Origin of the sequence: Cobetia sp. BMC6 (genome assembly GCF_029991385.1) — a bacterium.
Classification (GTDB): Bacteria; Pseudomonadota; Gammaproteobacteria; order Pseudomonadales; family Halomonadaceae; genus Cobetia.
The window spans coordinates 119023-131178 of sequence record NZ_JAKUMF010000002.1 but is presented as its reverse complement, the minus strand read 5'-3'; the positions used below and the strand labels follow the sequence as shown (position 1 = coordinate 131178).

Genomic DNA, 12156 nt, shown 5'->3' with positions numbered 1-12156 from the left:
CAGCGAGCGGCATGCTGCTTGCGCAGTCACTGACCTCTCATCTCCAGACTGCCCTCGCCCATCAGGAGTGAATGACTCAGGATGGCTCGAGAACCGGTCAACAGTTCGAGCGAGCGCGCATTGTACATGTCATGCCCGCCTACCACAAAGGCTATTTTGCCCTTGCCGCAGGTCTCACGGCTTGTGCGGCAGCGCGAGATACTCACGCGATTGCATTTCCTGCAGACGTGACAGCGTGCGCTGGAATTCAAAATCCAGATTGCCGCCGGTGTAGAGGTCCTCGACGGGCGTCGCGGCGCTCATCAGCAGTTTTACGCCACGGTCATAGAACTCATCGACCATGTTGATGAAACGACGCACCTGGTCGTCACTGTCGCGCCCCATCTGCGGCACCTCGGACACCAGCACGGTGTGGAACTCACGTGCCAGCTCGATGTAGTCATTCTGGCTACGCGGGCCATCACACAGCTCGTCGAAGTGGAACCACACCACGTCTTCATGGCGACGCAGGGCGTGCAGCACGCGGTGATTGATGCTCAGACCTTCATCGGCATGGCCTTCGGCACCGGCGATGGAGCGGAATTCCCGCGCCAGCCGCGCGGCACTGTCATCGCCCAGCGGGCTATGGAAGAGCTCAGCGTGCTCCAGCGCGCGCAGACGGTAGTCGATGCCCGAATCGACGTTGACCACCGTGCAGTGACGCTTGACCAGGTCGATCGCCGGGAGGAAGCGCGCCCGCTGCAGACCGTCCTTGTAGAGGTCGTCCGGCACGATATTGGAGGTCGCGACCAGCACCACGCCCTGCTTGAACAGCTCTTCGAACAGGGTGGCGAGAATCATCGCATCGGTGATGTCCTTGACGAAGAATTCGTCGAAGCAGATCACGCGCGCCTCGACGGCGAACTTGGCCGCCACCAGAGTCAACGGGTTCTTCTCGCCCTTGTAGTGGCCAAGCTCGTTGTGGACACGCTGCATGAAGCGGTGGAAGTGCGTGCGCATCTTGTCGGCAAACGGCAGGCTCTCGTAGAAGGTATCGACGAGATAGGTCTTGCCACGCCCCACGCCGCCCCAGAAGTAGAGGCCCATGATCTCGGGCGCTTCATCGACAGGCGCCGTGCGTGACGGCTTGCCGAACAGACGACGCACCTTGGAGCCCAGCCCGCCGCCCCCCGTCGCGTCGGACACCTTGTCAGGAGTCTGACGCGGCGTGCGCACGAGGTCGTCGTAGAGACGCTGCAGATGGCGGACCGCATCTTCCTGGGCGGCATCGTAGGCAAAGTCATCACGCTTGAGGTCTGCCTGGTACTTCTCGAGAGGCGTCGGTGCTGGCATTGAGAAACCCGCTGCAGGTCAGGCGCCACGCACTGGCGCACGCCTGACATGAAAAGAACAAGAACACGCCTGACCCGACACGGCGGGCAGGCAAGAACGAAATTGCGCGGCATTATACGCCTTGATGGCCGCTTTACCCACTCGCCGGCCAGCAATCGGCTGTGCGAGGTGGCTTTCACCGCGCTCATCACTCGCAAGGCATTGGCTGGTATCCACCCACACCCCACCGGCTGCGACGACAGGCGACCAAGGTCGCGCGCCGAGTGAATTGACGCATCGCTGTACCACACCGATATAATGGCGCGTGGACGCTTTCGAAACGCAAGCGGCACGAAAGACTGAGCCAGGAAAGACCAAGGCAAGAAGGACAGCGGAAAGCGGCGCTGACCTGCTGGACACCAGACCGATCCCGAGATCGGCGTGATGGAACATCATTGAATACCGGCATCGTATCTCAGCGCTACCATGCCCCAGCGGTGACGATCACCGCAGTCGTGACACAAGGAGAGCGACGTGAACGAGAGCAACATTGACTGGATCCTGGCCATTGCCTGTTTTCTGGCTGGCATCGGTATCGGCGCCTTGTGCTACCACCTGCTGAATGCCAACGTGGCCCGCAATCAGAAGACCCGCCAGAAGCTGGCTGAGCGCGAGCTGGAGCTGACCCAGTTCCGCGATGCCCTCAATGACCACTTCTCCAAGGCCAGCGACCTGACCGACCAGATCCAGCGTGCCGGCAATGAGCTGCGCCAGCACCTGGCCACTGGCGCCATCGCGCTGTGCGATGACAGCCAGCTCAAGCGCCGCCTGCTGGACACCGACACCACGCCGGACGACAGCGAGACCGACAAGGTCGACCTGCCGCGGGATTACGCCGACAACCGCGGCACCCTGTCAGAGGACTTCGGCCTGAAGCCGCAACCGAGTGAAGGCGAGACTCCGGCCACCAACCCGCCGCGTATCTGATCGTTTGCTGTCGTGAACATTTCACGGCATCTGACAACGACAACGGCCACCTCGAGAGGTGGTCGTTGTCGTTTCCGGCATCAGATGTCACGCCGGGTTGTCGATATCCACGAAGCGGTGCTCCACACCATGCTCGGCGGCCAGCCATTCGCCCAGGGCACGCACACCGTCACGCTCGGTCGCATGATGCCCCGCCGCGAAGTAGGTCACTCCCTCTTCACGGGCGCTATGGGTGGTGCGCTCGGAAATCTCGCCCGAGAGGAAGGCATCGACGCCGGCCTCGATGGCCAGACCGATATAGTCCTGAGCGCCGCCGGTGCACCAGGCAATGCGCTTGATGGGGCGATCATGACCGGCCACCACCAGCACCTCACGCCCGAGACGCCGACTGAACTCGGCCCCCAGCGCGGCGCTGTCCAGCCCTTCCACCTCAGCGGCCAGGCGCCCGACATGCACCAGACCACGCCCGGGCACGCCATCCAGACAACCTTCACTGACCAGCCCCAGACGCTCGGCCAGCTGGGCGTTGTTGCCCAGGGTCGGATGCGCATCCAACGGTAGGTGGAAAGCCGCCAGATTGATGTCATTGGCCAGCAAGGTCTTGAGGCGCCGACGCTTCATGCCGGTGATCTGGGCCGGTTCGTTCTTCCAGAAGTAGCCGTGGTGCACCAGCACCAGGTCGGCCTGCCAGGCGATCGCCTCATCGAGCAGCGCCTGACTGGCCGTCACGCCGGTCATCACCCGGCGCACCTCACGACGCCCCTCCACCTGCAAGCCATTGACGGTATAGTCCTTGAAGGCCTGCGCCTCCAGACAGCCATCCAGTGCCTTCATCAGCGTGTCACGATCAGCCATTGGGCCTCCAGCAGTCAGAATCATCGAGTGTTACACTGGCGAGCATTGTAACGGCGCATCGGCGCCATGTAAGCGTGTCGCGCCTTGACCGGGGCCATCCCTTCGCGTTGGCACGCGGACTATCAGGCTATCCATCTTCATGTCCGCAGCATCGCGTCGATGCGCAGACTTTTCATCAGGTAATCCGATGCCCCGTTCTCTTCGCAGTACACTGCTCCCGCTACTATGGCCCGTCGTCACCGGCGTCCTGCTGGCCGTCGTCGTGCTGGACCGCTTTCCGACGCTGGGCCTGGGCGAGCCCGCCCCGCAGCAGAGCGAGCAGGCAGGCAACACCCCCTATCCGAGCCCGTCACGGAACTCCGCCGCCAATCAGCAGGTACTGCCGCCTCCGAGCCTGACGCTGTCAGCGGCGCAGCGCGAAGAGTCGGCAGACCCGGTACTGCGTGAAGCACCGCCGCTGCAGCGCAACAGCGGCCCGGCCAGCTATCAGGCCGCAGTGGACGCTGCCGCACCGGCGGTGGTCAACATCTACTCCTCGCGCGAGATCAAGGACGACAGCAAGCATCCGCTGATGTCCGATCCCTTCTTCAACCAGTTCTACGGGGAGGACGCCCTGCGCAGCCAGCGCATGCTGTCGAGCCTGGGCTCCGGCGTCATTCTCTCCAGTGACGGCTATATCCTGACCAACAACCACGTCATCCAGGGCGCCGACCAGATTCAGGTCGCCCTGCGCGATGGCCGCGAGACATTCGCCAAGGTCGTGGGCGTGGACCCGGAATCCGACCTCGCGGCACTCAAGATCGATCTCGACAACCTGCCCACCGTCGCGATCGCCGATTCCGCCCAGGTCCATGTCGGCGATGTCTCGCTGGCGATCGGCAACCCCTTCGGGGTCGGCCAGACGGTCACCATGGGCATCATCTCGGCCACCGGGCGCAACCATCTTGGCCTGAACGCCTATGAAGACTTCATCCAGACCGATGCCGCGATCAACCCCGGCAACTCCGGCGGCGCGCTGATCAACACCGACGGCTCACTGGTCGGCATCAATACCGCCATCTATTCGCGCTCCGGCGGCTCGCAGGGCATCGGCTTCGCCATCCCCGCCAACCTGGCGCGCGACATCCTCGAATCGCTGGTCGATCACGGTCGCGTGATTCGTGGCTGGCTGGGCCTGGAAGTGCAGGAACTGACGCCGTCGCTGGCGCACTCCTTCGGCCTGAGCGCCCCGCAAGGCGTGGTGGTGGCCGCCGTACTGCGTGACGGCCCTGCCGCACGCGCCGGCCTGCGTCCGGGCGATATCCTGACCGCCATCGGCGGCAAGCGCCTGCTGGATGCACGCCTGGCCATGGCCGACATCGCCGCCGTCAAACCCGGCAATGCGCTGGAACTGCGCCTGCTGCGTGACGGCAAGACACTGGACATCGACGTCAAGGTCGGCGAGCGCCCGATTCCCGACAACACGCCGGCGGCCGCCGAACCGACCCTGCAGGACAAGGACTGAGCCAGAGTATCGGCGCGACGCCTTGAGCAGAACACCCGCTCCATGATGAAAGAAGCCCCGCGACGGTGTCCGTCGCGGGGCTTCTTTTACTGACCAGACAAGGCTCAGTCTCAACCTCAGTCGAGAATGCGATTCTCGGCACTGCGCGCATGCGCCGTCAGTGACTCGCCGTGTGCCAGCACCGAGGCTGTACGCCCGAGCACTGACGCGCCTTCCGGCGAGCACTGGATCAGCGAGGAACGCTTCTGGAAGTCATAGACGCCCAGCGGCGAGGAGAAGCGCGCGGTGCCGGAGGTCGGCAGCACGTGGTTCGGCCCGGCGCAGTAATCGCCCAGCGCCTCGGAGGTGTGCGAGCCCATGAAGATGGCGCCGGCGTGACGCACGCCCTCGACCCACTCCTCGGGATTCGCCACCGAAAGCTCCAGGTGCTCCGGCGCGATGCGGTTGGTCAGCTCCAGCGCCTGCTCCGGCCCGCTGACGCGAATCAGGGCACCGCGCTCACGCAGCGAGGTCAGGATGATCTCGGCGCGCTCCATGGTCGGCGCCAGGCGCTCGATGGAGGCCTCGACGGCGGCCAGGTGCTCGTCATCCCACCCGATCAGGATCGCCTGAGCATCTTCGTCATGCTCGGCCTGGGAGAACAGGTCCATCGCCAGCCAGTCCGGGTCGGTCACACCATCGCTGACCACCAGAATCTCGGACGGTCCGGCGATCATGTCGATACCGACCTGACCGAACACCGCACGCTTGGCAGTCGCCACGTAGATGTTGCCGGGGCCGACGATCTTGTCGACCCGCGGCACGCTCTCGGTGCCATAGGCCAGCGCCGCCACGGCCTGGGCGCCGCCGATGGTGAAGACACGGTCGATACCCGCCAGGTGCGCCGCGGCCAGCACCAGCTCATTGACCACGCCGTCCGGCGTCGGCACGACCATGATGATCTCGCGTACGCCCGCGACATGCGCCGGAATCGCATTCATCAGCACGGAAGACGGATAGGCCGCCTTGCCGCCCGGCACGTAGATCCCGGCACGGTCCAGCGGCGTGACCTTCTGGCCCAGCAGGCTGCCGTGCTCGTCCTTGAAGGACCAGCTTTCCGGCTTCTGGTGCTTGTGATAGACACGCACACGCTCGGCAGCCACGGCCAGCGCCTCGCGCTGATCCGCCGGCAGGTCGGTATAGGCCTGGGCCAGACGCTCGGCACCGATGACCAGCTCGGCCATGTTCGAGACATTCAGGCGGTCGAAGCGATTGGAGAACTCCACCAGCGCCGCATCGCCTTCCTGCTTGACGCGCGCGAGGATGTCGGTGACTCGATGCTGAACCTCTGCATCGGACACGCCTTCCCATGACAGCAAGCGGTCCAGGCGGGCGGTAAAATCGGTATCACGGCTATCAAGCCGGTTGATCAAGGTATCCATGCGAACCTCTTTTCTCATTGCTTGGCAGAGAAGGCTGAACCGGACGGGCTCTGTCCAGCGCCTGCCCGCATCATCTTGAAAAGCATCGTGATGAGCAGGGGGCGGCAGCTGGCGTTTCGAGTGTCATCTTCTGCCACGGTCATCTATGCGACCTTGGGTATCCATAGGACCGATGCCAACAGCACGTCGCCATCACGCCTCGCGGCGAGCTTCCACGGCCTGACGCAGGCGATCGATCAACGGCTTGAGACGATCGTGCTTCATTGTCATGGCGGCCTTGTTGACCACCAGACGCGTGCTGATGTCGGTGATCAGCTCGCGCGGCTCCATGCCGTTGGCGCGCAGGGTGTTGCCGGTGTCGACGATATCGACGATCTCGTCGGCCAGGTTCATCAGCGGGGCCAGTTCCATCGCGCCGTAAAGCTTGATGACTTCGGCCTGGATGCCCTGCTCGGCGTAATAGCGACGCGCGACATCGACGAACTTGGTCGCGACACGGCGGCGAGCGCCCTGCTGCTGCTGACCGACGACACCGGCGGTCATCAGGCGGCACTTGGCGATTTCCAGGTCCAGCGGCTCGTACAGGCCTTCGGCACCATGCTCGAGCAGCACGTCCTTGCCGGCGATCCCGAGATCGGCCGCGCCCAGCTGCACGTAGGTCGGCACGTCGGTGGCACGAATGATGACCAGCTTGACGTCCGGCAGATTGGTATCGAAGAGCAGCTTGCGGCTCTTGTCGAGATCTTCCAGCGGCTCGATGCCAGCGTCAGCCAGCAGCGGCAGGGTTTCCTTGAGGATACGCCCCTTGGAGAGGGCGACGACCAGTTGCTTGCTCATGGGGTATTCGCCCGTGCTTGTACGTAGGAATTCGGCACGCGCTGTCGGTCAATCAACACCGACAGCGCGAGGTGGGCCACTGATCAGCCGGCGGAGCGACGAATGATCACGTTCAGCCCGGACAGCTTCTCTTCGATGCACTCGTAACCGCGGTCGATGTGATAGATGCGATCAACCATGGTCTCGCCGTCGGCGACGGTCGCCGCGATCACCAGCGAGGCAGAGGCGCGCAGGTCCGTCGCCATCACCGGCGCGCCGGACAGGCGCTCGGTGCCGGTCACGACCGCGGTGTTGCCCTCGAGCGCGATGTGGGCGCCCATGCGGTTGAGCTCCTGCACGTGCATGAAGCGGTTCTCGAAGATGGTCTCGATCACGGTGCTGGTGCCTTCCGCGACCGCATTCATCGCCACGAACTGGGCCTGCATGTCGGTGGGGAATGCCGGGTACGGCGCCGTACGGATATTGACCGCCTTCGGGCGCTTGCCGTGCATGTCCAGCTCGATCCAGTCATCACCGGTGGTGATGGTGGCGCCGGCTTCTTCCAGCTTGGCCAGTACGGCGTCCAGGGTGTCGGCACGCGTACGCGTGACACGCACCTTGCCGCGCGAGGCAGCCGCCGCGACCAGGAAGGTGCCGGTCTCGATGCGGTCCGGCATGACGGAGTATTCACAACCGTGCAGCTTCTCGACACCGTCGATGACGATGGTGTCGGAGCCCTGGCCCGTGATCCTGGCGCCCATCGCGATCAGGCACTCGGCCAGATCGACGACTTCCGGCTCACGCGCGGCGTTTTCCAGCACGGTGCGGCCATCGGCCAGGGTCGCGGCCATCAGCAGGTTCTCGGTACCGGTGACGGTCACGACGTCAAAGACGATACGCGCGCCTTTCAAGCGGCCACCCGGCGCCTTGGCGCGGATGTAGCCATTCTCGACCGTGATCTCGGCCCCCATCGCCTCAAGGCCACGGATGTGCAGATCCACCGGACGCGAGCCGATGGCGCAGCCGCCCGGCAGCGAGACCTCGGCACTACCGAAGTGCGCCAGCAGCGGGCCCAGCACCAGAATCGAGGCACGCATCTTCTTGACCAGGTCGTAGGGCGCGTGACAATGCTCGACCTTGGAGCCATCGAGCTGCACGGTCATGTTGTCGCCCATCACCGGCTCGACGCCCATGCGCCCGAGCAGCTCGAGGCTGGTCGTGATGTCCTGCAGATGCGGCAGGTTGCTGATGGTCACGGGGCCTTCCGACAGCAGCGTGGCTGCCAGAATGGGCAGTGCCGAATTCTTGGCGCCGCTGGCCCAGACTTCCCCGTTGACCGGCCCGTTGCCAGTGATGATCAGCTTATCCATGAAATGTTCCGGTCAACCCTGAGCGTTGCCGGCGGCAGCTTCGAACTGCGCCGGGGTATAGGTACGAATGCTGATGGCATGCAGCGCGCCAGAGCGGATCTCGTCATTGAGTGCGGAGTAGACCAGCTGCTGGGCCTTGACGCGACTCAGCTCGGCAAAGACATCCCCCACGGCGACGACCTGGAAATTGCAGCCCTCACCCTGGATATGAAAATCGACGTTCTCGATACGAGCCTCGAGCAGGGCCTTGACATCATTCGGTTGCATGACGGGCGATGACTCCTTCGCGGTACATGTCGGGATCGTGGCAGGGAATCCTTGCGCGACGATCGATGCGATATGACCGCACATGGTAATCAAAAGCGCGCGGGAACGCGATTGGCAGTCAATCGCTGCCTCCACGTTGCCGCGCGCATGAATGGCGATTAGGACAAGCCTCTAGCATCCAGCAAAGCGGTGCAGCCTGACAGACAATCAGGCCACCGCTGGCTCAGGACGTCTCGAGTGACAGCGGGGGCTCTGCGCTGATCTCAGCGACATTCAGCCCCGGCAGCAGGTTTTCCAGTCCGGAGACTGCCGCCAGTCGGCTCAAGGCGGGGGACAGCGCGAGATGAGTGACATGCCCACCATGCTCCGCCAGATGGCGCTGCCACTCGAGCAGCACGCTCAGGGTAGCGGTGCTGGCGCTATCCACGCCGCAGAGATCGATGGAAACCCCATCATCGCGGCGCCCCAGCCATTTCCTGCCGGAATCCGCCAGCTCTGCGGCATTGTCGAAATCCGGCTGGCCACTCAGGCTCAACCGTGCGTCACCGGCTTCCAGCGTGACGCCCTCGCGATCGAAGAGAGTTTTCATGGTCATGGCGACGACAGGGCTCAACCGTTGCCCTGATCCCCCTCACCCTTCTCGAGGTCGACATCCGGCTGCCAGCCCTTGATGACGGCATCGATGTCGCGGCCGTTGTCACGCATGGCCTGGTCGAACTGGTTACGGAAGGTCAGGCCCAGGTTGACGCCATTGACGATCACGTTGACCACCTTCCACTCGTCGTTGCGCAGACGCATGGAATAGGCCACCGGGTAGACCTTGCCCTTGGTATCGACCACGTCCATGTAGACGGTGTCCTGGTCTTCATAGCGACGCTCGCCTTCGCTGTCCTTCACGTCCAGCCTGGCGTAATCGAAACTCACCAGACCCTTGGCATAGGTGCCGATCAGGGTGTCATGGAAGACCTTGGAGAATTCGGTGCGCTGCTCAGGAGAGGCGCCCTTGAAGTACTTGCCCATCACACTGGCGGCGATATAGCGATAATCCACCACCGGCTTCAGCGCGGAATCCACCAGGCTTTCCAGCTCGTCGACGTTGTCCTTGTAGTAGCTCTCGCGGCTATCGATCTTGGTGGTCAGGCCCTCGACCGTGTCGCGCAGCAGCACGTCCGGCTCCTGCGGGGCGGCCATGGCCAGCGGGCTCAGCGCCATCAGGGCGGACAGGCTCAGCACGCTCAACGGACGAAACAGCTTCTTGAGGCTAGAGGTCATCAGGGTTGCTCCTTGAAAATGTGCATCGTGCTGGAACGCGAAGCTGCAAGCACCGAATCAGGTCTTTCGGCGTATTACACGCATGCGCCGGGTGCCCGGGCTTCGATAAACAGCGCTTCGAGAATCAGCGCTTCCAGAATCAGCTCTTCGAAAAATTGGACACGAACTGCTGGATCAACTCCTCCAGCACCAGTGCAGACTGGGTATCGCGAATGGTGTCGCCGTCCTCCAGCACGTCCGGGTCTCCCCCGGTACTCAGGCCGATGTACTGCTCGCCCAGCAGGCCGGACGTCAGGATGGCGGCGGTGGTGTCCTTGCTCAGCTTGCCACGCAGGCTGCTGTCCAGCTTCATCGTGACACGGGCGTCAAACCACTTCGGGTCCAGCTCGATCTTCTCGACGCTGCCGACGGCAACACCTGCCATCGTGACCTTTGACCGCGCCTTGAGGCTTCCGATCCCTGAGAAGTTGGCATTGAGCACGAAGGTGTCATCGGCCTGCTGGAACGTGACGCCGCTGACACGCAGCCCCAGGAAGACCATTCCCAGGAAACCAGCGAGTATGAACAGGCCCACGCCGAACTCGAGCATGCGGGTACGTTTCATCAAATCTCTCCGAACATGACGGCCGTGAGGACAAAGTCGAGTCCCAGCACCGCCAAAGATGAATAAACCACGGTACGTGTGGTGGCGCGCGAAATGCCTTCCGAGGTAGGGATCAGGTCATAGCCCTGGAAGACGGCGATCCAGCTGACCACCAGCCCGAAGACCAGTGACTTGATGACGCCATTCATGACATCACCGATGAAATCGACGTTCGACTGCATGCTGCTCCAGTAGGCGCCCTCGTAGATGCCCAGCCAGTCGACCCCCACCAGCTTGCCGCCCCAGATCCCCACGACACTGAAGCCGATGGTCAGCAGCGGCAGCGAGACGAACCCGGCCCACAGGCGCGGCGCGACGATGCGCTTGAGCGGATCGACGCCGATCATCTCCATGCTGGTCAACTGCTCGGTGGCCTTCATAAGGCCGATCTCCGCCGTCAGCGCCGACCCCGCACGCCCGGCGAACAGCAAGGCCGCGACCACAGGTGCCAGCTCACGCAGCAGTGACAGCGACACCATCTGCCCCAGCGCCTCCTCGGCACCGAAACCGACCAGAATGGTGTAGCCCTGCAGCGCCAGCACCATGCCGATGAACAGCCCCGAGACCAGCACGATGGCCAGCGACAGCACACCGACGAAGTGCATCTGCCGCATCCACAGGCCGATGCCCTCACGGGACGGGATGCCGATACCGGCCTGCACCAGCAGCATGCCGGCACGCCCGATGGCCGCGATCACGTCGATGCTGCTGCGGCCCAGTGACGTGATGGCCCCGAGCGGGCCACGATTCAGACCACTCATGACTCTCTCCTGCGGGTTGCCGCTTCGCGACCATCGAGAATGTCGCCGGCGAAGTCCGGGGCGGGGTAATGGAAGGGCACCGGGCCATCCGGCTTACCGTGGATGAACTGGGCCACGCGCGGGTCCGATTCGGCGTTCAGCGCCTCGGGGGTACCCTGCGCCATCACCTTGCCATCGGCGATCACATAGACGTAATCGGCGATGGTCAGCGTTTCCTTGATGTCGTGCGAGACCACCAGCGCCGTCATGCTCAGCGCATCGTTGAGGCGCCGGATCAGATTGACCAGCACGCCCATCGAGATGGGGTCCTGCCCGGCGAACGGCTCGTCGTACATGATGAGGTCCGGGTCCAGCGCGATGGCTCGCGCCAGCGCGACACGCCGTGTCATGCCGCCGGAGAGTTCGGCCGGCATCAGTTCACGCGCGCCGCGCAGCCCGACGGATTCGAGCTTGATCAGCACGATGTCACGAATCATCGCATCGGGGAGGTCGGTGTGGACGCGCAACGGGAAGGCGACGTTCTCGAACACGCTCAGGTCGGAGAACAGGGCACCGCTCTGAAACAGCATGCCCATGCGACGGCGCATGCGAAACAGCTCGCGCCGCGACAGGCCATGCACGTGCAACCCGGCGATCTCGACGCGCCCCGCCGAGGGCGTCAACTGGCCGCCGATCAACTTGAGCAGTGTCGTCTTGCCGGTACCGGAAGGCCCCATGATGGCGGTTATCTTGCCACGCGGGATCTTGAGGTCGATGCCGGAGAATATCTCGCGTTCTCCACGGGTGAACCGCAGGCCTTCGACACGAATCAGGGCGTCATCGAGATTGATCTCGCCTGCCGCGCCGCGTGAAGAAGCCTGCGCATCCTGGCCGTCCGCACCCGTCCGGGTTGCGGTCTGACCGGGCAAATCAGTCATAGAAGCATCCGCTGTGAGGGACCTTCGCCGTG

The 12156-nt window shown here is 63.7% G+C and carries 13 protein-coding genes; 2 read left to right on the top strand and 11 right to left on the bottom strand.

The window, feature by feature from the left end; translation table 11 throughout:
- Positions 1 to 174 precede the first annotated feature (174 nt).
- Entirely contained in the window at positions 175 to 1332 is a 1158-nt protein-coding gene (gene zapE / locus MKZ40_RS04790) for a cell division protein ZapE (RefSeq protein ID WP_043332526.1), read from the bottom strand.
- A 513-nt stretch (positions 1333 to 1845) separates the two neighbouring features.
- Between zapE and MKZ40_RS04785 the strand changes: the two genes are divergently transcribed.
- On the top strand, positions 1846 to 2298 hold the full coding sequence (locus MKZ40_RS04785; RefSeq protein ID WP_175088331.1) for a DUF1043 family protein: 453 nt from the start codon (positions 1846 to 1848) through the stop codon (positions 2296 to 2298).
- Between the two features lie 87 nt (positions 2299 to 2385).
- On the opposite strand, the gene MKZ40_RS04780 is transcribed toward MKZ40_RS04785, so the two are convergent.
- On the bottom strand, positions 2386 to 3153 hold the full coding sequence (locus MKZ40_RS04780) for a Nif3-like dinuclear metal center hexameric protein (protein ID WP_175088332.1): 768 nt from the start codon (positions 3151 to 3153) through the stop codon (positions 2386 to 2388).
- A gap of 187 nt (positions 3154 to 3340) precedes the next feature.
- On the opposite strand from MKZ40_RS04780, the gene MKZ40_RS04775 reads away from it, so the two are divergent.
- On the top strand, positions 3341 to 4657 hold the full coding sequence (locus MKZ40_RS04775; protein WP_175088333.1) for a trypsin-like peptidase domain-containing protein: 1317 nt from the start codon (positions 3341 to 3343) through the stop codon (positions 4655 to 4657).
- A gap of 116 nt (positions 4658 to 4773) precedes the next feature.
- Here the strand turns inward: MKZ40_RS04775 and hisD are convergent, their stop codons facing one another.
- The 9 genes from hisD to MKZ40_RS04730 form a co-directional block, all read right to left on the bottom strand.
- On the bottom strand, positions 4774 to 6078 hold the full coding sequence (hisD, locus tag MKZ40_RS04770) for a histidinol dehydrogenase (protein ID WP_175088334.1): 1305 nt from the start codon (positions 6076 to 6078) through the stop codon (positions 4774 to 4776).
- Positions 6079 to 6270: 192 nt separating this feature from the next.
- Positions 6271 to 6915 (bottom strand): ATP phosphoribosyltransferase, encoded by a 645-nt coding sequence (gene hisG / locus MKZ40_RS04765; protein WP_043332537.1) that lies wholly within the window; start codon positions 6913 to 6915, stop codon positions 6271 to 6273.
- An 83-nt stretch (positions 6916 to 6998) separates the two neighbouring features.
- Positions 6999 to 8264, bottom strand: coding sequence for a UDP-N-acetylglucosamine 1-carboxyvinyltransferase (murA, locus tag MKZ40_RS04760; protein ID WP_175088335.1), 1266 nt, complete (start codon positions 8262 to 8264; stop codon positions 6999 to 7001).
- A gap of 12 nt (positions 8265 to 8276) precedes the next feature.
- Positions 8277 to 8531: a BolA/IbaG family iron-sulfur metabolism protein gene (locus MKZ40_RS04755; RefSeq protein WP_043332541.1), complete on the bottom strand. Its 255-nt coding sequence runs from the start codon at positions 8529 to 8531 to the stop codon at positions 8277 to 8279.
- Positions 8532 to 8754: 223 nt separating this feature from the next.
- A complete protein-coding gene (locus MKZ40_RS04750) occupies positions 8755 to 9126 on the bottom strand; it encodes an STAS domain-containing protein (protein ID WP_254626951.1) in 372 nt (123 codons plus the stop codon).
- 14 nt (positions 9127 to 9140) lie between these two features.
- Positions 9141 to 9803, bottom strand: a complete 663-nt coding sequence (locus tag MKZ40_RS04745) for an ABC transporter substrate-binding protein (protein WP_175088336.1) — start codon at positions 9801 to 9803, stop codon at positions 9141 to 9143.
- 139 nt (positions 9804 to 9942) lie between these two features.
- Positions 9943 to 10407 carry an outer membrane lipid asymmetry maintenance protein MlaD gene (mlaD, locus tag MKZ40_RS04740; protein WP_043332545.1) on the bottom strand — a complete coding sequence of 155 codons (465 nt, stop codon included), beginning with the start codon at positions 10405 to 10407 and terminating at the stop codon, positions 9943 to 9945.
- Positions 10407 to 11207: a lipid asymmetry maintenance ABC transporter permease subunit MlaE gene (gene mlaE / locus MKZ40_RS04735; protein WP_175088337.1), complete on the bottom strand. Its 801-nt coding sequence runs from the start codon at positions 11205 to 11207 to the stop codon at positions 10407 to 10409. The genes mlaD and mlaE overlap by 1 nt, the downstream gene beginning before the upstream one ends.
- Entirely contained in the window at positions 11204 to 12124 is a 921-nt protein-coding gene (locus MKZ40_RS04730) for an ATP-binding cassette domain-containing protein (RefSeq protein WP_175088338.1), read from the bottom strand. Before MKZ40_RS04730 ends, mlaE begins: the two co-directional genes overlap by 4 nt.
- Positions 12125 to 12156: the final 32 nt, after the last annotated feature.

Bases quoted from the DNA above. Each gene is read 5' to 3' on its own strand.
- zapE (WP_043332526.1), bottom strand. From the start codon at position 1,332: ATGCCAGCACCGACGCCTCTCGAGAAGTACCAGGCAGACCTCAAGCGT.
- MKZ40_RS04780 (WP_175088332.1), bottom strand. From the start codon at position 3,153: ATGGCTGATCGTGACACGCTGATGAAGGCACTGGATGGCTGTCTGGAG.
- MKZ40_RS04775 (WP_175088333.1), top strand. From the start codon at position 3,341: ATGCCCCGTTCTCTTCGCAGTACACTGCTCCCGCTACTATGGCCCGTC.
- hisD (WP_175088334.1), bottom strand. From the start codon at position 6,078: ATGGATACCTTGATCAACCGGCTTGATAGCCGTGATACCGATTTTACC.
- hisG (WP_043332537.1), bottom strand. From the start codon at position 6,915: ATGAGCAAGCAACTGGTCGTCGCCCTCTCCAAGGGGCGTATCCTCAAG.
- murA (WP_175088335.1), bottom strand. From the start codon at position 8,264: ATGGATAAGCTGATCATCACTGGCAACGGGCCGGTCAACGGGGAAGTC.
- MKZ40_RS04755 (WP_043332541.1), bottom strand. From the start codon at position 8,531: ATGCAACCGAATGATGTCAAGGCCCTGCTCGAGGCTCGTATCGAGAAC.
- MKZ40_RS04750 (WP_254626951.1), bottom strand. From the start codon at position 9,126: ATGACCATGAAAACTCTCTTCGATCGCGAGGGCGTCACGCTGGAAGCC.
- MKZ40_RS04745 (WP_175088336.1), bottom strand. From the start codon at position 9,803: ATGACCTCTAGCCTCAAGAAGCTGTTTCGTCCGTTGAGCGTGCTGAGC.
- mlaD (WP_043332545.1), bottom strand. From the start codon at position 10,407: ATGAAACGTACCCGCATGCTCGAGTTCGGCGTGGGCCTGTTCATACTC.
- mlaE (WP_175088337.1), bottom strand. From the start codon at position 11,207: ATGAGTGGTCTGAATCGTGGCCCGCTCGGGGCCATCACGTCACTGGGC.
- MKZ40_RS04730 (WP_175088338.1), bottom strand. From the start codon at position 12,124: ATGACTGATTTGCCCGGTCAGACCGCAACCCGGACGGGTGCGGACGGC.